This window comes from Arthrobacter sp. HY1533, assembly GCF_027568515.1.
Taxonomy (GTDB): domain Bacteria; phylum Actinomycetota; class Actinomycetes; order Actinomycetales; family Micrococcaceae; genus Specibacter.
Window position 1 is genome coordinate 12,962 of sequence record NZ_JANKZF010000011.1, and the last position, 18,098, is coordinate 31,059.

An 18,098-nucleotide genomic window follows, 5' to 3' on the forward strand; every position below is an offset into this window, starting at 1 on the left:
TAGAGTCGGTTCTTTTCATGGCGCCTGGCCAGGCACCAAGCCATTTCATCTGACCACGCCGGCCACGTTGGTGTCAACGCCCATTCGTCCACCGCCGAGGGGGCTGTGGGCGGGGAACATCATTTGATGCCGCCATGCACTGTTCCGGGGAAGGGCGCGGACGTAGCCTTATGGGGTCAGGAATACGCAACGTGAAGCCGTGTGAACCATGCGAAAATTCCCCAGAAACGTGTTGTTGGCCGTGACGCTGCTGTCCATGGCCACCCCCTTCGGGGTGGCCGCGGCCGCCCCGCAATCAGTGAATGTGGCTGCTGCACCAGCACTGACTCCGGCGCAACAGATGGCGCGGATGGGCATGGCCCAGCGCGTGGGGCAACTGTTCATGGTGGCGGCCAACGCCACGGGAGCCAGTGCGGCCACCATGAACACGCTGGCCAACTACCATGTGGGCAACGTGTACCTGTCCGGCCGCAGTGCTGGCGGAACGGCCGCCACGGCGAACGTGGTGCGCGGGATGGCCGCCACGGTCAACGGCACCACCACAGGAAACGTCAGGCTCCTGGTCGCCACCGACCAGGAATGTGGCTACGTCCAAGTCCTCTCCGGCCCGGGCTTCTCCACCATCCCGACCGGACTGTCCCAGGGCACGTGGGCCCCGGCAACGCTTCAATCGAATGCCGAAACGTGGGGCAGGCAGTTGGGTGCCGCCGGGCTCAACATGAACCTGGCCCCTGTGCTGGACACCGTGCCAAGCGCCGCGTTCGCGCCATCAAACGCTCCGATCGGATATTACGAACGGGAATACGGCTACACCCCGCAGACCGTTTCCAGCCACGGCAATGCCTTCGCGGCGGGCATGCGGCAGGGCAACATCGTCCCCGTGGTCAAGCATTTTCCAGGGCTGGGGAGGGTGACGCTCAATACCGACACCAGCTCCAACGTCCACGACACCGCAACCACGCGCAATGACGCCTACCTGCAGCCGTTCAGGGATGCGATCAACGCAGGTGCCCGGGTGGTCATGGTCTCCAGCGCCTATTACGACCGGATTGACGCCGCCAATATTGCCCCGTTTTCCCCGACCATCATGGCGGGCATGTTGCGCGGCGATCTGGGCTTCACCGGCGTCATCCTCTCCGACGACCTTTGTGCAGCACGCCAGCTGAGTCCTTGGAGCCTGCAGGCGCGCGCCATCAACTTCTTCCAGGCCGGCGGCAGCATGCTGTTGTGCGCCGATCCCGCGGACATTCCCGTGATGTACCAAGCTGTGCTCGGCACCGCGCAAGGCAGCCCGGCCTTTGCCGCGGCAGTCAACGCCGCAGTGCTCAAGGTGCTCACGCTCAAGGCCGCCACCCTGGGTTCAGCCTTTGGCCCAGGCGCCCCGCCGCTGCTGAAGGACTTCAACGGCGACGGAAACGCCGACGTGATGGCAAGGAACGCGGCAGGCCAGCTGTGGCTGTATCCCGGCAACGGGCATTCCGGCTGGCTTGTTCCCCGCCAGGTGGGCTCTGGATGGGGTGGCTTCGACGCCGTGCTGGGTGTTGGTGATTTCAACGGCGACGGCAAGGCGGATGTCATGGCAAGGAACGCGGCAGGCCAGTTGTGGCTGTATCCGGGCAATGGACGTGGCGGCTGGTTGTCGCCGCTGCAGGTGGGTTCTGGATGGGGTGGCTTCGACGCCGTGCTGGGTGTAGGTGATTTCAATGGGGATGGCGCTGCGGATGTGATGGCAAGGAATGCGGTTGGCCAGTTGTGGCTGTATCCGGGCAATGGACATGGAGGCTGGCTTGCGGCCATGCAGGTGGGTTCTGGATGGGGTGGCTTCGACGCCGTGCTGGGTGTTGGTGATTTCAATGGGGATGGCGCTGCGGATGTGATGGCAAGGAACGCGGTTGGCCAGCTGTGGCTGTACCCGGGCAATGGACGCGGCGGCTGGTTGTCGCCGCTTCTGGTGGGTTCTGGTTGGGGTGGCTTCAATGCCGTGCTGGGTGTTGGTGATTTCAACGGGGATGGCACTGCGGATGTGATGGCAAGGAACGCGGCTGGCCAGCTGTGGCTGTATCCGGGCAATGGCCACGGAGGCTGGCTTGCGACCCGGCAGGTGGGCAATGGCTGGGGCGGGTTCGGCCTTATCTTCTAGCGGCCGAGTCGTCCGCCGGAAGAGTGCCCCAACGCTGCCAGCCAATGACGGCCACGGCAGCCTGGGCCACGAACAGGAAAATCAGCACCGAGCCCCGGGCAGACATCGTTGCCGAGTAGACGGATGATGCAGACGCCGCCACGACCAAAAGCCACGCCCAGCGGGAACGGTGGGCCAGGCCCACCAGGGCGCCCGGCAAAAGGGCCGAGAGGAAGGCCGGAACCAGCAAGGCTGCCCAGGGAAGCCGGGCGAGTGGTGCCGAGAATCCCGAAAAGAAGGAGAAGACAACCATCATTGAAGCCAGGGCGCAGACCAGGGCCACGGCCACTGGCCCCAGCAGGTCCACGCCGCTGAACGGGCGCAGCTGCAGAACCCGCGTGGACGGTGTGTCCCTGCGCAGTTTCTGGAACGACAGCAGCCCATAGGCGGCCGCGCCCACCGAGACCAGGAGCGGAATCGCCACACCTGCGGCGAACATCAACAGCCCGGCGGGGGAGCCGGCGGCAACGCCCGGGAAGTCCATCATCTGCACGATTCCGCCCAGCAGGAATGACACCCCGGCCAGCCACCAGCCCACCTCATTGCGCCGGGCCAGCAGCAGCAGGGCCGCGCACATCAACGCGACGCCCAGCAGCGTGGTCACCAGGGCTGCAACCCCCAGGGGGCCGGCCGTCCGGCCAAACAAAAGCTCAGCAATTCCATACATGCCCCAACTCTAGGGGCCGCCGGGATGAAGCCCGCCACTGGGGCCCGTGATTCCTGCCGCTATTTGGCCCCCGACGGCAGGGCGGCATGCTTGGATGGGAAGAGAGCTGCGAAAGGCAAGGAATTGACCATGGCCCGTGGAATTTATGTCAGCGCAACAACACCCGGTTCAGGAAAGACGCTGGTCTCCCTGGGACTGGCCGATGCGCTCCACCGGCGCGCGGACAGGATTGGCTTCTTCCGGCCCATCACCTCCGCCGCGGACCCCGAGGATGATCCCACCGTTGCCATGCTGCGGCGCATGTACCAGCTCTCCCCGGACGTGTGCCGGGCAGGGATGACAAGTTCCGAGGCCCGGACGCTGCTGGCCTCCGGGCGGCGCGAAGAAATTGACGCCCGCGCCGTGGAAATATTCGGCAAGATAGCCAAGAACTGCGACGTCGTGATCGTGGAGGGCACGGAACTGACCGGCCAGGATGCCGCCGTCGAATTTGACCTCAACGCCCGGCTGGCCAACAACCTGGGACTGCCCGTCCTGGCGGTCGTGGGCGCCCGCGGTCTCGACGCCGCGGAGATCGCCGACGCCGTGGACGTGGCCCGCAAGGAACTTTCCGCGGAAAAATCCTCCCTGCTGGCCGTCATGGTCAACCGCGCAGAGCCGGCCGCCATCGACGCCATCCATGCGGCCATGCGGCCCGGCGGCAACAGCCTGCCGGTGTATGTCATCCCCGAAATTGCCGAGATCTCCCGACCCACCGTGGCGGAGGTGGCTGCCGCGCTGGGCCTGCGCCAGATGGCCGGCAGCCCCGAACTGGAACGTGACATCCACGCCATCAAGGTTGCCGCCATGACGGTGGGCAACTTCCTGAACCTGTTCGAGGCAAACGACCTGGTGGTGGTGCCGGGCGACCGCGCCGACGTCATGGTTGCCACGCTGGCCTCGGCCTTCTCACCGGAATTCCCGGTCCCCAGCGGCATGGTCCTGACCGGCGGCCTGGCCCCGGATCCCCACGTGCTGCCGTTCCTGGCCCACGCGCCCTTCCCCATTTTTTCCTCCGACGCCGACACCTACAGCACCGCCCACGCCGTCAGCGAGGTGCGCAGCGAGATCCACACCGGACAGCGGCGCAAGGTTGCCGCCGCCATGGGCGCCTGGGCCCGCAACGTTGACGAGTCCGAGCTGCTGGGCAGGCTCACCCTGCCACGCCCGGCCACCATGACACCTTTGCGCTTCCTGCACGAGCTGATCGAACGGGCCCGCAGCGAACGCAAGCACATTGTGCTGCCCGAGGGGACGGACGCCAGGGTCCTGGCGGCCGCGGAAATCCTGCACCGCCGCGACGTATGCGAGCTGACCGTCCTGGGTTCCCCGCAGGCCGTGGAGGAAGTTGCGGCCACCCACGGCATCGGCCTCAGCGGCATCACCATCGTTGACCCCGCCACCTCGCCGCTGCGTGAGGCGTTCGCGCTCGAATACCAGCGCTTGCGTGCCCACAAGGGCGTTGACCTGGACCGGGCCCGCGAGGTCATGGCTGACGGATCGTACTTTGGCACCATGATGGTCCAGCTGGGCCACGTGGACGGCATGGTGTCCGGCGCCGCCCACACCACGGCGAACACCATCCGTCCGGCACTGGAGTTCGTCAAGACCCGGCCGGGCGTCCGCATTGTCTCCTCAGTGTTCCTCATGCTGCTGGCCGACCGTGTGCTGGTCTACGGCGACTGCGCCGTGAACCCGGAACCCAACGAGGAGCAGCTGGCCGACATTGCCATTGCCTCCGCCGAAACGGCAGCCCAGTTTGGCGTGGAACCCCGCATAGCCATGCTGTCGTACTCCACAGGCGGTTCCGGATCCGGCGAGGCGGTCGACGCCGTGCGCCGCGCCACCGAGCTGGCCCGCGCCGCCCGCCCGGACCTGCCCATCGAGGGCCCCATCCAGTACGACGCCGCCGTGGACGCCTCCATCGCCGCGTCCAAGTTGCCGGCCTCGGCCGTGGCCGGCCAAGCCACCGTGTTTGTCTTCCCGGACCTCAACACCGGCAACAACACGTACAAGGCAGTCCAGCAGTCCTCGGGTGCCGTCGCCGTGGGACCCGTGCTGCAGGGCCTCAACAAGCCCATCAACGACCTCTCCCGCGGCTGCACAGTGGAAGACATTGTGAACACCGTGGCCATCACTGCCATCCAGGCCCAGGCCCCGGTGGTCGAGCCTGTCGAGACCCAGACCCCGGTGGGCGAGCCCGTCGAGGCCCAGGCAGCGACGGCACCGACGGTTTCGACGGTTTCGACAAGCTCAACCACCGCAACCACCGCCGTCAACGCAACCACCGAAGCGAAGGACTCCTAATGCGCGTGCTCGTCATCAACTCCGGTTCCTCCTCGCTGAAGTACCAGGTGCGGGACACCGAAAGCAATGAGATAGGCGCGACGGGGCTGATCGAGCGCATCGGCGAGGGTGCCGGCGGTCCCGCCAACCACGGCGAGGCCATGGACCAGGTGGCCGCGGCGCTCGAGGCGGGCCTGGCCGAGAAGCCGCTGGACGCCGTGGGACACCGCGTGGTGCACGGCGGGGAACGCTTCAGCGAACCCGTGCTCATCAACAACGAGATCACGCGCGCCATCGAGCGGCTGAACCCGCTGGCACCCCTGCACAACCCGGCCAATGTGCTCGGCATCCGCGCCATCACGGCGAAGTGGCCGGACATGCCGCAGGTGGCCGTGTTCGACACCGCCTTCCACCGCACCCTGCCCGAGCATGCCTGGCGCTACGCCGTGCCGGACTCGCTGTACCGCAAGTACGGGATCCGCCGCTACGGCTTCCACGGCACCTCGCACGAATTTGTCACGGCCCGCGCCGCCGAGCTGCTGGGTGTCCCCGTCGAGGACTTCAACGCCGTGGTGGCGCACCTGGGCAACGGTGCCTCGCTGGCGGCCGTGAAGGGCGGTGCCAGCATTGACACGTCCATGGGGTTCACGCCGCTGGAAGGCCTGGTCATGGGCACCCGCAGCGGCGACATTGACCCCTCAATCCTGGTGTTCCTGCAGCGCCAGGGACTGTCGGCGGATGAGATCGACACCCTGCTGAACCGCGAATCCGGGCTCAAGGCGCTCTTTGGCGACAACGACATGCGCGCCATCGTGGACGCCGCCGAGGCCGGGGACAAGCAGGCCCAGGTGGCGCTGGACGTCACCTCCTACCGGCTGGCCAAGTACATTGGCGGCTACCACGTGGCTGTCGGCGGGGCGCAGGCCATCGTGTTCACGGCCGGCATCGGGGAGAACTCCGCCGCCTTCCGCGAGCAGGTGGTTGCCCGGCTGGGTGCCCTCGGCGTGAAGCTCGACGGCGCGGCGAACCTGGTGCGCTCCGGCTCGCCCCGGGTGGTCAGCACTCCCGATTCGGCCATTGCCGTGCTGGTGGTGCCCACCGACGAGGAGCAGGCCATCGCGGAGGCGACTGCCGCCGTCGTGCTTGCGTCCTAGGGGGATTCGGCCGGCTCGACCAAAGCGGCCAGCAACTCGGTGAGCAGCCACTCCGAGACGGGCCGCGGCAGGGCTTCGACAAGGGCCAGTACCGGTGCCATGGCCTCGGGCAGCCCGCCCCCGGCCAGCCCCAACCCGGCCAGGACCAAGCGGGCAGTTTCCGAGTCCCGCAATGCCCCGGAGCCATCCGACAGCAGTGCGGCCATGGGCCCCTCAATGGCGTCCAGCAGCTGCCGGGGCTCGATGCCAGGCACGCCGCGGACGTCGTCGCCGGCCTGGTTCATGGCCTCGATGAGCTCCGCCAGGCGGGATTCCGTGACGGGCGTGATGGTCAGGTGCGTGGTCCGCGGCAGGGTTGAACCGTCGGCCTGGGTGAAGGCCGGCTGGAGCTGGGCGGTGAATCCGTGGGCCTTGAGGCGGTCTGCCCAATGGTGCGGATCGATCCGGCGGCCGGCCGGCACGCTGGTGTCAGCGGCCACGGCAAAGAGCGGACCTGTGGGGTTTCCAACAACGGCCAGGCCCTCGATCTGCCCCACTGCCTCCAGGAGCGCAGTGGTGGCGCGGAGGCAGGAAGCAGCCAGGCCGGCGAAGCCCGCCGTTCCCAGCAGCTTGGTGATGGCCCACGCGGCGGCCAGCGGCGCGGCGGACTTGGAGCCCAGCAGGGTCGGGTTCACCACGGGGTACCCGGGCCAGGAGGTGGCGGCAAAATATTGGGAGCGCTGCCGGTCCCTGCCGCGGGTCAGCAGCACCGAAATGCCCTTGGGCGCGTAGCCGTACTTGTGCAGGTCGGCAGCAATGCTGGTCACGCCGGGCACACTTAGATCCCAACTGGGCAGGCCGGGCCAGAAGGGGAGCACCAGCCCGCCGATGCAGGCGTCCACATGGCAATCGATGCCCCGTGACTGTGCCGCGGCGGCGACCGCAGCCACGGGATCCAGCGCCGCATGCGGATAGGACGGGGCGGAGACAACAACCAGGGCGGTGTCGGGACCCATCGCCGCCTCCATGGCGGCGGCGTCGGCCAGCCCGTCGGCGCCCACGGGGACCAGGTCGAGGGCCAGCCCGAAGTAGTGGGCCGCCTTGTGGAAGGCCGCATGGACCGATGCCGGGGCCAGCAGCCTCGGAGTCCCTGTTCCCTTGAAATTCTCCCGGGCCGTCCTGACCGCGAGCATGCAGCTTTCGGTGCCGCCGCTGGTGACGGTTCCCACCACGTCGCCGTCCCCGCCCAGCAGGGTGCGCATGAACCCGAGGACGTCCCGCTCCATGGCGGCGATCGAGGTGAAGGTTGTGGGGTCCAGGCCGTTGAGCGGCTGGACCGCCAGCATGGCCGCCGCGGCGAGCTTGTCCACGGCCTCCAAGCCGGAATCGTAGACGTAGGACAGAACCTGGCCGCCGTGGGTGGGGGCATCGGCTGCGCGCAGCGCTGCCAGTTCCTGGAGAATGTCTTCGGGATTGGCGGCAAACTCGATCATGGTGCTCCTTGGACGTGGGGTGCGGCCGAATCGTTGGCGGGGCTGTCGACGTCGTGCTGGCGCAGGGGGTAGCGGCGGAACACCAGCAGGCTGAGCACGATCAAGATGGCCGGAACCAGGCTGAAGCTGAGGATGATGCCATTGATGGCGGCGGGCCCCTGCGTGACGGCTTCCCCGGCCACCGACTGGACGTAGCCGCTGGCCGCCAGCACCACCGTCAACACAGTGGCGCCCAGGGCCATGCCGGTGGTTTCCCCTGCCGTCCAGACGCCGCCGAAGATGCCGGCCTGGCCTTCGCCGTTGGTCCTTGCGTCGTGGGAGATGACGTCGGGCAGCATGGACATGGGCAGGGACTGCATGCCGGCGTATCCGGCCCCGGCGAGGGCAACCGGAAGGTAGATCCAGGCACCCGGGGCGGCCATCATGCCAAGGAGTGCCAAGGATGCAACCCCGAACATGGTGCTGGCGAAGCGGAACGCCCGTTCCTTGCCGATCCAGCCGGCAACAACGCGCCACACAGGGGCGAAAAGCAGTGCCGGGCCGATGAGGGCAATGAACAAGAAGGTCACTGCCTGCTCCGAGTGCAGCACCCACGTGGCCACATATTGCGCGCCGGCAAGCATGACGCCGGTGGCCAGGCCCTGCAGGGCAAAGCAGAGCAGCAGGACACGGAAGGCGTGGCTGCGCCGCAGGGCCGCCCAGCCATCCCTGTAGTTGCTGGCGATGCTGCCGGGCTGTGCGGGGCGGGGGATTCCGCGCTCCGCAACCCGGGAGGTTGCCAGCATGGCCGCCCCGATGAGCAGTCCGGCAACCAGCGCCATGACCAGGTACCCCAGGGCTTCATTGTCCCCGCCGAGTGAGCGCAGGGCCGGGCCGCCGGCCCCGAACAGCAGGATGGCCAGCGAGAGCACAACCACACGCACCGACAGCAGGCGGGTGCGCTGGTCGTAGCTGGCCGTCAGTTCGGCCGGCAGGGCTATGTAGGGAACCTGGAACAGGCTGAACGCCGTGGCGGTGGCCATGAAGGCAACAAGCACCCAGATCCCGGCGGCCACGGGAGGCATGCCGGAGGGCACCGCGAAGGTGAGGATGAAGAACAGCGGCAACAGCAGGCCGCCCAGGACCATGAAACGGCGCCGGGAACCGGTGGCCGCCAGCGAGTGGTCCGAGCGGGCGCCAATGACCGGGTCAATGACCACATCCCACACCTTGGCCACCGTGACCAGCAGCCCGGCGGTGATGGCTGCGATGCCCAGGGTGTCCGTCATGTAGTAGATCAAGACGAGTCCCGGCAGGGTGGCGAACCCTCCCGTGCCAAGGGATCCGATGGCGTATCGGGCTACCGTCCGGGTGGGGAGCGGCTGTTCCAAGGTGGTCATGAATTGAAGTGTACGCAAGCGTGAGAGCCGCATCACTCCATGGTGGCAGGGGTAGGCTCGAGTCATGCTTGAGATTCCCTACCCGCTGTCCACGGAGCGGCTGGTTTTGCGGCGCTTCACCACCGCCGACCTCGACGCCTACTACGATTACCAGCGGCTGCCCGAGACGGCGCGGTACCTATATGGCGAGGCCCGGAGCTATGCGCAGTGCATGGCGCGGATTGGCCGCTACGTGGAGGAGCCGTTCAACGGGCCAGGCGACTGGGCCACCTTTGCCGTGGAGCTCAAGTCCGCACCCGGGCTGATCGGCGAGATGGCCTTGAAGTGGAACACCGGCGGCAAGCCCGAGGGTCCGGTGCCGGAGCGCTTTGGTGAGATCGGCTGGACCATGGCGCCTGCCGCGCAGGGCCACGGCTACGCCACCGAGGCTGCGCGGGCCGTGCTGGAACTGGCCCTGGACCGGCTGGGTTTCCGCCGCGTCGAGGCGAGGCTGGACGCGCGGAACACGGCATCGGCGGCCATTTGCGAGCGGCTGGGCATGGCGCACGAAGGCGTCATGCGCGACAACATGTACCTCAAGGGCGAATGGACCTCGGAGGCCGTCTACGCCACGGTCCGCGGTTCCTGAGGGCCGGTGACCCGGTGGTCGAGCTTGTCGCCGGTGGTCGAGCCTGTCGAGACCCTGGCGCCTGAACTGGCACCGGTGGTCGAGCCTGTCGAGACCGGTCTCGACAAGCCCGACCACCGGGGTCTCGACAAGCTCGACCACCGCGGCTCGACCACCGGGCCAGCGGCTAGCGGAGCTCGGTGGCCCCGACGGCGTCGGCCAGGAACGCGTAGTCCCAGGCGCGGGTCTTCCAGCCCTCGTAGCGTCCGGACGCGCCGCCGTGGCCGCCGTCCATCTCAATCTTCATGACAATCGGCGCCGATCCGGTGGACACGGCACGCAGTTCCTGCACCCACTTGGCCGGTTCCACGTACAGCACGCGGGTGTCGTTGAAGCTAGTGACGGCGGCGATCTTCGGGTAGGCCACGGCCCGCACGTTCTCGTACGGCGTGTACTCCTTCATGTACTTGTAAACCTCGGGGTCGGTGATGGGGTTGCCCCACTCCTCCCACTCCAAGGCAGAGAGCGGCAGCTCGGGATCAAGGATGGTGGTCAGGGCATCCACAAATGGCACCTGCGCCACCACGGCCGCGTACTTTTCCGGGGCCAGGTTCGCCACGGCGCCCATGAGCAGCCCGCCGGCCGAACCGCCCATGGCGGCAATGCGCGCCGGGTCCACCCAGCCGGATTCCGCCAGCCAGTCAGTTGCGGCAACGAAGTCGGTGAACGTGTTCTTCTTGTTCAGCTTCTTGCCGTCCTCGTACCAGTGGCGGCCCATCTCGCCGCCGCCGCGAACGTGCGCAATGACAAACACCATGCCGCGGTCCAAAAGCGACAGCCTCGGCACGCCGAAACCGGGGTCCATACTGACCTCGTAGGAGCCGTAGCCGTAGACCACGCCGGCGTTTGAGCCGTCGCGCGGCAGGTCCGCACGGCGCAGCACCGACAACGGAACCAGCGTGCCGTCGGGGGCCTTGGCCCACTCGCGTTCGGCAACGTAGTCGGCCGCGCGGTAGCCGCCCAGCACGGGCGTCTCCTTGCGCAACAGCAGTTCGCCGCCGGCGTCGCCCAGCGGCAGCACGTAGTCGTAGACGCGCGGCGGCGTGAAGTCCGAGGTGTAGACCAGCCGGATCACGGGCGATTCAAACTCGCTGCCGCCCATCGAGGCCGTGTACAGCTCCTCGTCAAAGACGGGTTCGACGGCGGCACCCTGTTCCGCGGTGCCCAAGCCTTCCAGCGTGGTTACCTGGATGCGCTCAATGGTGTCCTTGCGCAGCGAGACCGCCATGTGGGTGGCCGTGACCGTGGCGCCGTTGATGCGCACGGAATCGTCATGTGCCACCACGGTTGCCCACTGCTGTTCGGCGATGGGCTTGCTGAACTCCGCGGCGTCAACCAGCGAGATCATGGAGTTCACGGCGTCCCGGTCATGGGTGAGCAGGATCTTTTCGACGCCGTCCAAAAGGAAGGGCTCGGCGTCGTACAGGATTTCGGCGCTGCGCGGGATCAGGACGTTCAGGCCTTTTTCCGGGGCGGCAAAATCCAGGAGGCGGGTTTCGCTGAACTCGGAGCAGCCAATGCTGACCATGAGGTGGCGGCGGTCTGCGGAGAGGTCAAAGCCGGTCCACATGGCCACGTCGTCCTCCTGGTAGAGGATCGCATCTTCGGAAACAGGTGTGCCCAGGATGTGCGTCTTGACTTGGTGGGGGCGCCAGGAGTCGTCGGCCAGCATGTAGAACAGCGTGTTGCCGTCGGGGGAGAAGCTCAGGCCGTAGAAGGCATTCTCAATGACATCCGGAAGCAGTTCGCCGGTGCGCAGGTCCTTGATGCGGATGGTGAACAGCTCGTCGCCCGCGTTGTCCACGGCGTAGGCGTAGAGGTTGCCGTCGCGGGTCACGGCGGCGCCGCCGATCGAGAAGAAGGGCTGGCCCTCCGCCTCGACATTGCCGTCCAGCAGGATTTCCTCCCCGGGGACGGGCACGCCGGGCTCCACGAGCGGCGGGGTCCAGTCGTCAAGGGTGCCGTTGCTTTCGGCGCGGACGCGGCACTGGATGCCGTAGGCCTGGCCCTCCACCATGCGCGAGTAGTACCACCAGCCGTCCTTGCGGCTGGGCACTGACAGATCCGTCTCCTGGGTGCGGTTCTTGATCTCGTTGAAGATGTCGGTGCGGAGCTGTTCCTGGTCCGCCGTGACCGCGTCGGTGTAGGCCTGCTCGGCGTTGAGGTGGGCCACCACCTCGGGGTTTTCCTTTTCCCGCAGCCACTCGTAGTTGTCCACGAAGGTGTCGCCGTGGTGGGTGCGCTCCACAGGGACCTTCTTGGCAACGGGCGGTGCCGAAACGGGCGTTGAGAGAGGGGCGGAAGCGTCAGGAAGTGTCATGGAATCCACTGTAGCCACGGTGCCCGACGGCGGCGCACCAGTATGCCCAGAGCGGAGAGGCGGAAATGGTTGACCGACCCGGGATCGCATGGAATATTTATAGAACGAACGGTCAGTAATTTATTCGACGGTTCCCGCCGACGGCATTGGCCGCGCCGGCACCGCGAGTCCGGAGGGTTCACCCATGGCAGCAGGCACACCACAGGCATTCCTGGTGGGCGGGGTTCGCACACCCGTGGGACGCTACGGCGGCGCGTTGTCATCGGTTCGGCCGGACGACCTCGCGGCCCTGAGCATCCGGGCACTCATAAGCCGCACCGGGATCGACCCCGCAGACGTCGACGAGGTCATCCTGGGCAACGCAAACGGTGCCGGCGAGGAAAACCGCAACGTTGCCCGCATGGCATGGCTGCTGGCCGGCTTCCCCGACACCGTCCCCGGCATCACAGTGAACCGCCTGTGTGCCTCCGGGATGAGTGCCATCACCACGGCCAGCCACATGGTCAAGGCGGGGGCCGCGGACATCGTGGTGGCCGGCGGGGTGGAATCCATGTCCAGGGCGCCCTGGGTCATGGCCAAGCCGGAGCAGGCCTTCGCAAAACCGGGCGCCACCTTCGACACCTCGATCGGCTGGCGTTTCACCAACCCGGCCTTCCTCTCCGGAGAGCTGTCCCGCGACGGAAAAATGACTTACTCCATGCTGGAAACTGCCGAGGAGGTGGCCCGCCGCTTCAACGTCAGCCGCGAGGACTGCGACGCCTTTGCCGTCCGCTCCCACGAACGCGCACTTGCCGCCATCGCCGCCGGACACTTCCGCGATGAGATTGTCCCCGTCACCGTCAAGGGACGGCGCGGCGACACCGTGGTCGACGCCGACGAGGGCCCGCGCACCGGCACCACCCTGGACGTCCTGGCCGGACTGCGCCCCGTGGTGGCCGGGGGAACAGTGGTCACGGCCGGCAACGCCTCCTCCCTCAACGACGGCTCCTGCGCCATCATCGTCGCCTCGGAACGCGCCGTCGAAAAGTACAGGCTGGTCCCGCGCGCCCGCATCCTGGACGGCGCCGCGGCCGGCCTGGCCCCGGAAATCATGGGAATGGGACCGGTCGCCGCCACCCGCAAGGTCCTGCAAAGGCAGGGAATTGACGTGGGCCGGCTCGGCGCCGTCGAACTCAACGAGGCGTTCGCCTCCCAATCGCTGGCCAGCATGCGCGAGCTCGGCCTGGACCCCGGCACCGTCAACAACTGCGGCGGTGCCATCGCCCTGGGCCACCCGCTGGGCTCCTCCGGCGCCCGCATCGTCGTCACCCTGCTGGGCCGGCTGGAACGCGAGGCCCCCGGCGGCATCGGTCTGGCCACCATGTGCGTTGGCGTCGGCCAGGGTGCCGCCCTGCTCGTGGAGGGCATGTGATGGACGACGCCGGCACGCGCCTGAATCCCGCCACTTTCGCCACGCTGCTGGTCACCGAGCGGGACGACCGGGTGGGCGTGCAGCTGAACCGCCCCGAGGTGCGCAACGCCATTGACGCCCGGATGGTGGAGGAGCTGCATGCAGTCTGCGCGCACCTGGAAGCCACTCCCAAGGTGCTGATCCTCTCCGGCAGTCCCGGCGGCGATTCCGGGGCAAAGGCCATTTTTGCCTCAGGTGCAGACATTGCCGAGCTGATCGGGCGCCGCAGGGAGGACGCCCTGGCCGGCATCAACTCGGGCCTGTTCGCCAGGATTGCCAAACTGCCCATGCCTGTCATCGCCGCCCTGGACGGATACGCGCTGGGCGGCGGGGCGGAACTGGCTTACGCCGCCGACTTCCGCATCGGCACCCGCGCCCTGCGCATGGGCCAGCCCGAAACCAGCCTCGGCATCATGGCCGCGGCCGGGGCCACCTGGCGCCTCAAGGAACTGGTGGGGGAGCCCATGGCCATGGAGATCCTGCTGGCCGGGCGCATCCTCACGGGGGAGGGCTGCCTGCGCGTTGGGCTCATCACCGAGCTGGTCGAATCCGCCGACCTACTCAAAGCGGCCCACGCGCTCGCCGACAAGATCGCGGCGCAGGACCCGCTGGCCGTGCAGGCCACCAAACGCGTCTTCCACGAACCCCGCGCGGCCCACCCCGAGGCGGACAACCTGGCACAGGCCGAACTGTTTGAGTCGCCAGCCAAGTTTGCGCGCATGCAGGCCTTTTTGGACAAGCGGGAAAGGAAGCAGCCATGACCCCCACCCCCGACCCTCCCTCAGCTGTGGGGGCCTTTTCCCCAACGCTTCCTCACTTTGTGGGTGTCCTGGGTGGCGGGCGCATGGGTGCCGGGATCGCTCACGCCTTCCTGCTGGCCGGCTGCGAGGTGCTCGTGGTGGAGCGTGATCTCGATGCCGCCGCGGCAGCGCGCGGGCGGGTGGAATCCGCCGTGGCCAAATCTGTGGCGCTCGGGCTGGCGGCTTCAGTGGAGAGCCACACCGCCCGGCTTGAAGTGTCCACGGACTACTCCCACTTTGCCCCTTGTGAGCTGGTGGTGGAGGCCGTGCCGGAGATTTGGGATTTGAAGGTGGCATCGCTGAAGCGGGTGGAAGCGCATCTGGCGGACCGCGCCGTACTGGCCTCGAACAGCTCCTCGCTGTCCATGACGGGGCTGGCCGCTGAACTCGGCCGCCCGCAGAACTTCATTGGCCTGCACTTCTTCAACCCGGTCCCCGCGTCCACGTTGATCGAAGTGGTTATTGCCCAACAGACGGTCCCCGAACTGGGGGACGCGGCGCGGGGCTGGGTGGCGGCGCTGGGCAAAACAGCCGTCGTTGTCAAAGACGCACCGGGATTCGCCTCTTCCCGGTTGGGCGTGGCCATTGCGCTGGAGGCCATGCGCATGGTGGAAGAGGGTGTGGCCAGCGCGGAGGACATCGACAACGCCATGGTGCTGGGCTACAAGCACCCCACCGGCCCCCTGCGGACCACCGACATTGTGGGCCTGGACGTGCGCCTGGGCATTGCCGAATACCTGGCCGAAACGCTGGGGGATCGCTTTGCGCCTCCGCAGATCCTGCGTGACAAGGTGGCCCGCGGCGAGCTGGGCCGAAAGAGCGGCCAAGGATTCTTCCACTGGGCCTAGCAGCCCGCACCAAGACCAACCCCGAAAGGACGGGTCAACGATGACCACCGCACCTTCAATTGAAATAGTTCCGAGCTACATCCGGGATGCATGGTGGACCCCGGCCGACGGCGCCACAACCACAGATGCCCGCGACGCCAGTACAGGTGAGCTGCTGGCCCGGGTGTCGGCCGAGGGGCTGGACCTGGGCGCCGCCGTCGAACATGCCCGGACGGTGGGGCAGGCTGAGCTGGGCAAGCTGACCATCCACGGACGTGCCCTGAAGCTGCGCGAATTGGCCGCATACCTCAACGGCCGTCGGGAGGAGCTCTACGCAATCTCGGCCCGGACCGGCGCCACAAAAATTGACTCCATGGTGGACATTGACGGCGGCATCGGCGTGCTGTTCACGTTTTCCTCCAAGGGCCGGCGGGAACTGCCCAACTCGAACGTGATTGTCGACGGTCCCGTGGAGGTGCTTTCGAAGGACGGCTCGTTCATCGGCGAGCACATTTACACCCGGATCCCCGGCGTCGCGGCCCAGATCAACGCCTTCAACTTCCCTGTCTGGGGCATGCTGGAAAAGTTCGCCCCCGCGTTCCTGGCCGGGGTGCCCACCCTCGTCAAGCCGGCCACGCCCAGCGGCTACCTGGCCGAGGCCGCCGCGCGCGCCATGGTCGAATCGGGAATCCTGCCGGCGGGCTCATTGCAACTCATCTCCGGCTCCGCCCGCACCCTGTTGGACGTCCTGGACTACCGTGACATGGTCTCTTTCACCGGCTCCGCCTCGACCGCCAATTCGCTCAAGAGCCACCCCAATGTGGTGTTGGGCGGCGTCCGCTTCACCTCGGAGACCGACTCGCTCAACGCCGCCATCCTTGGCCCCGACGCCGTCCCCGGCACGCCGGAATTCGAGGCCTTCATCAAGTCCGTGGTCACCGAAATGACCGTCAAGGCCGGCCAAAAGTGCACGTCCATCCGCCGCACCATCGTCCCCAACGGGCTCAAGCAGGCCGTCGTCGACGCCATCGGGGCGCGCATCGGCGAACGCGTGGTGGTGGGTGATCCCCGCGCCGAGGGCGTCACGATGGGGGCACTCGCCTCCTTGGAGCAGCTGGCGGACGTCCGTGCTGCCGTGGAAACCATGCTCGCCGCCGGTGGTGAGCTGGCCTATGGGACCCTCGATGCGCCGGCCGTGACCCGCGCGGACGGCTCGGTGGCCGCCGTCGTCGATGGTGCATTCATGACGCCGGTGCTGCTGAGTTGGGCCAATGCCGAGGCCCCGGAGGTGCACGCGCTGGAGGCCTTTGGGCCCGTGTCCAGCGTGATTGGCTATGACACGCACGACGGCGATGTCAGCGAGGCGGTCAGGCTCGCCGCGCTGGGGGCGGGGTCGCTCGTGGCGACCGTCTGCACGAATGATCCGGCGACGGCCCAGGCACTGGTGGCGGGCATTGCCGCCCACCACGGCCGCGTCCTGGTGCTCAATCGTGAGGACGCCCGCACGTCCACGGGCCACGGCTCTCCCGTGCCGCACCTGGTGCACGGAGGGCCGGGCCGGGCCGGCGGGGGCGAGGAACTGGGCGGCATCCGCTCGGTCCTGCACCACATGCAGCGCACCGCCATCCAGGGCTCACCCAACATGCTCACCGCCATCACTGGTGTGTGGCACAGCGGTGCCGACAGAGTGGCTGCCGGGTCTGTGGAGTTCGGGGCTGTGCCCGGTGCGGTCCACCCGTTCCGGAAGTCCCTGGCGGAGCTGCGGATCGGGGACGCGTTCGCCTCCGGCCTGCGCCGGGTGACGCTCGAGGACATCACCGCCTTTGCGAACTCCACGGGCGACACCTTCTACGCCCACACTGATGCCATGGCCGCGGAAAGGAACCCGTTTTTTCCAGGCATCGTGGCGCACGGATACTTGTTGGTGTCCTGGGCTGCAGGGCTGTTTGTGGAGCCGGCGCCGGGGCCCGTGCTGGCCAACTACGGGCTGGAATCGCTGCGCTTCATCACGCCGGTGGCGGCGGGGGACTCGATCCGCGTGACGCTGACGGCCAAGAAGATCACCCCGCGCGTCACCGACGAATACGGCGAGGTTTGCTGGGATGCCATCCTGCACAACCAGGTCGGCGACATTGTGGCCACCTACGACGTGCTGACGCTCGTGGAAAAGGAGAACACGCTCTACGCGTAGCCCTGGATCTCGACAGGCTCGATCACCGGCAGCCTACTTGCGCAGCCCGTCGAAAGCCATGGAGATGACGTCGTCGGCCAGTTTCTTCGCCGTCAGGGAGCCGCCGGGCTTGTACCATTCCACAATTGAGTTGATGGTGCCGAACAGGAGCCGGGTGACGGTGCCGGGGTCAATGTCGCTGCGCATCGAGCCGTCCTGCTGCGCTGCGGACACCAGGGAAGTGATGGTGCGGTCAAAGGCACGACGCCGGGCCAACGCGTCGCGCTCCATCTCCGTGTTGCCCCGCAGCCGCAGCAGCAACGTGACGAATGGCAGGCGCTGCACCAGGACGGCCACGGTGCCACGGAGCACGAACTCAAGGCGGGCCTCGGCAGTTCCGGAGGTGGCGCCGTCGAGCGTCAAGACCTCCTCGAGTCCGCCCAATGCCTCCTCGAGTGCCAGCCTCAGCAATTCCTCCTTGGAGGGGACGTGATGGTAGATGGCCGACTTGGAGATACCCAAAGTTTCCGCCAGGATGCCCATCGAGGTGGCCTCGTAGCCGTGCCTGTTGAAGACGTCCACGGCAATGCGCAACACCGATTGCTGGTCGTATCCGGGCCGCCCGCGCTTGGTGGTGGCGGGCGGTGTTGCGAGGGTGGGCGGGTTGGCAGGCATGGTTCCTAGTTTC

At 67.4% G+C, this 18,098-nt stretch carries 13 protein-coding genes; 8 read left to right on the top strand and 5 right to left on the bottom strand.

What is annotated here, in order from left to right; all coding sequences use genetic code 11:
• The first annotated feature begins 208 nt into the window (after positions 1 to 208).
• Positions 209 to 2,140 (top strand): glycoside hydrolase family 3 N-terminal domain-containing protein, encoded by a 1,932-nt coding sequence (locus PCK14_RS10195; RefSeq protein ID WP_269938381.1) that lies wholly within the window; start codon positions 209 to 211, stop codon positions 2,138 to 2,140.
• Here PCK14_RS10195 and PCK14_RS10200 read toward each other — a convergent pair.
• Positions 2,130 to 2,846, bottom strand: a complete 717-nt coding sequence (locus tag PCK14_RS10200) for a nicotinamide mononucleotide transporter (RefSeq protein ID WP_269938382.1) — start codon at positions 2,844 to 2,846, stop codon at positions 2,130 to 2,132. The two genes, PCK14_RS10195 and PCK14_RS10200, sit on opposite strands and share 11 nt — an antisense overlap.
• A 129-nt stretch (positions 2,847 to 2,975) precedes the next feature.
• Between PCK14_RS10200 and pta the strand changes: the two genes are divergently transcribed.
• Positions 2,976 to 5,192 carry a phosphate acetyltransferase gene (gene pta, locus PCK14_RS10205; RefSeq protein ID WP_269938383.1) on the top strand — a complete coding sequence of 739 codons (2,217 nt, stop codon included), beginning with the start codon at positions 2,976 to 2,978 and terminating at the stop codon, positions 5,190 to 5,192.
• On the top strand, positions 5,192 to 6,325 hold the full coding sequence (locus PCK14_RS10210) for an acetate kinase (protein WP_269938384.1): 1,134 nt from the start codon (positions 5,192 to 5,194) through the stop codon (positions 6,323 to 6,325). The genes pta and PCK14_RS10210 overlap by 1 nt, the downstream gene beginning before the upstream one ends.
• Here PCK14_RS10210 and PCK14_RS10215 read toward each other — a convergent pair.
• Together PCK14_RS10215 and PCK14_RS10220 are read right to left on the bottom strand one after the other, a co-directional pair.
• A complete protein-coding gene (locus PCK14_RS10215) occupies positions 6,322 to 7,797 on the bottom strand; it encodes a pyridoxal phosphate-dependent decarboxylase family protein (protein WP_269938385.1) in 1,476 nt (491 codons plus the stop codon). The two genes, PCK14_RS10210 and PCK14_RS10215, sit on opposite strands and share 4 nt — an antisense overlap.
• The gene (locus PCK14_RS10220) at positions 7,794 to 9,176 is read right to left on the bottom strand and encodes an MFS transporter (protein WP_269938386.1); all 1,383 of its coding nucleotides are present in this window, start codon (positions 9,174 to 9,176) and stop codon (positions 7,794 to 7,796) included. The genes PCK14_RS10215 and PCK14_RS10220 overlap by 4 nt, the downstream gene beginning before the upstream one ends.
• Before the next feature lie 64 nt (positions 9,177 to 9,240).
• Here PCK14_RS10220 and PCK14_RS10225 point away from each other — a divergent pair, with 64 nt between their 5' ends.
• The gene (locus tag PCK14_RS10225) at positions 9,241 to 9,804 is read left to right on the top strand and encodes a GNAT family N-acetyltransferase (RefSeq protein ID WP_269938387.1); all 564 of its coding nucleotides are present in this window, start codon (positions 9,241 to 9,243) and stop codon (positions 9,802 to 9,804) included.
• Between the two features lie 166 nt (positions 9,805 to 9,970).
• Here PCK14_RS10225 and PCK14_RS10230 read toward each other — a convergent pair whose 3' ends face one another.
• Complete coding sequence (locus PCK14_RS10230; RefSeq protein WP_269938388.1) at positions 9,971 to 12,163, bottom strand: S9 family peptidase; 2,193 nt, start codon at positions 12,161 to 12,163, stop codon at positions 9,971 to 9,973.
• 184 nt (positions 12,164 to 12,347) lie between these two features.
• Between PCK14_RS10230 and PCK14_RS10235 the strand changes: the two genes are divergently transcribed.
• Genes PCK14_RS10235 through paaZ form a run of 4 tightly spaced genes read left to right on the top strand, consistent with a single transcriptional unit; the run spans position 12,348 to position 17,431 of the window.
• The gene (locus PCK14_RS10235) at positions 12,348 to 13,574 is read left to right on the top strand and encodes a thiolase family protein (RefSeq protein ID WP_269938389.1); all 1,227 of its coding nucleotides are present in this window, start codon (positions 12,348 to 12,350) and stop codon (positions 13,572 to 13,574) included.
• Positions 13,574 to 14,374: an enoyl-CoA hydratase/isomerase family protein gene (locus tag PCK14_RS10240; protein ID WP_269938390.1), complete on the top strand. Its 801-nt coding sequence runs from the start codon at positions 13,574 to 13,576 to the stop codon at positions 14,372 to 14,374. Before PCK14_RS10235 ends, PCK14_RS10240 begins: the two co-directional genes overlap by 1 nt.
• Positions 14,371 to 15,261, top strand: a complete 891-nt coding sequence (locus PCK14_RS10245; RefSeq protein WP_269938391.1) for a 3-hydroxyacyl-CoA dehydrogenase family protein — start codon at positions 14,371 to 14,373, stop codon at positions 15,259 to 15,261. The genes PCK14_RS10240 and PCK14_RS10245 overlap by 4 nt, the downstream gene beginning before the upstream one ends.
• A 40-nt stretch (positions 15,262 to 15,301) precedes the next feature.
• On the top strand, positions 15,302 to 17,431 hold the full coding sequence (gene paaZ / locus PCK14_RS10250) for a phenylacetic acid degradation bifunctional protein PaaZ (protein WP_269938392.1): 2,130 nt from the start codon (positions 15,302 to 15,304) through the stop codon (positions 17,429 to 17,431).
• Positions 17,432 to 17,464: 33 nt separating this feature from the next.
• Here paaZ and PCK14_RS10255 read toward each other — a convergent pair whose 3' ends face one another.
• Positions 17,465 to 18,085 (bottom strand): TetR/AcrR family transcriptional regulator, encoded by a 621-nt coding sequence (locus PCK14_RS10255; RefSeq protein ID WP_269938393.1) that lies wholly within the window; start codon positions 18,083 to 18,085, stop codon positions 17,465 to 17,467.
• Between the last annotated feature and the right edge of the window lie 13 nt (positions 18,086 to 18,098).

What these genes read in the sequence shown, in the direction of transcription:
- PCK14_RS10245 (WP_269938391.1), top strand. Translation starts at nt 14,371, where the DNA reads ATGACCCCCACCCCCGACCCTCCCTCAGCTGTGGGGGCCTTTTCCCCA.
- PCK14_RS10210 (WP_269938384.1), top strand. Translation starts at nt 5,192, where the DNA reads ATGCGCGTGCTCGTCATCAACTCCGGTTCCTCCTCGCTGAAGTACCAG.
- PCK14_RS10225 (WP_269938387.1), top strand. Translation starts at nt 9,241, where the DNA reads ATGCTTGAGATTCCCTACCCGCTGTCCACGGAGCGGCTGGTTTTGCGG.
- PCK14_RS10200 (WP_269938382.1), bottom strand. Translation starts at nt 2,846, where the DNA reads ATGTATGGAATTGCTGAGCTTTTGTTTGGCCGGACGGCCGGCCCCCTG.
- paaZ (WP_269938392.1), top strand. Translation starts at nt 15,302, where the DNA reads ATGACCACCGCACCTTCAATTGAAATAGTTCCGAGCTACATCCGGGAT.
- pta (WP_269938383.1), top strand. Translation starts at nt 2,976, where the DNA reads ATGGCCCGTGGAATTTATGTCAGCGCAACAACACCCGGTTCAGGAAAG.
- PCK14_RS10235 (WP_269938389.1), top strand. Translation starts at nt 12,348, where the DNA reads ATGGCAGCAGGCACACCACAGGCATTCCTGGTGGGCGGGGTTCGCACA.
- PCK14_RS10220 (WP_269938386.1), bottom strand. Translation starts at nt 9,176, where the DNA reads ATGACCACCTTGGAACAGCCGCTCCCCACCCGGACGGTAGCCCGATAC.
- PCK14_RS10240 (WP_269938390.1), top strand. Translation starts at nt 13,574, where the DNA reads ATGGACGACGCCGGCACGCGCCTGAATCCCGCCACTTTCGCCACGCTG.
- PCK14_RS10255 (WP_269938393.1), bottom strand. Translation starts at nt 18,085, where the DNA reads ATGCCTGCCAACCCGCCCACCCTCGCAACACCGCCCGCCACCACCAAG.
- PCK14_RS10195 (WP_269938381.1), top strand. Translation starts at nt 209, where the DNA reads ATGCGAAAATTCCCCAGAAACGTGTTGTTGGCCGTGACGCTGCTGTCC.
- PCK14_RS10215 (WP_269938385.1), bottom strand. Translation starts at nt 7,797, where the DNA reads ATGATCGAGTTTGCCGCCAATCCCGAAGACATTCTCCAGGAACTGGCA.
- PCK14_RS10230 (WP_269938388.1), bottom strand. Translation starts at nt 12,163, where the DNA reads ATGACACTTCCTGACGCTTCCGCCCCTCTCTCAACGCCCGTTTCGGCA.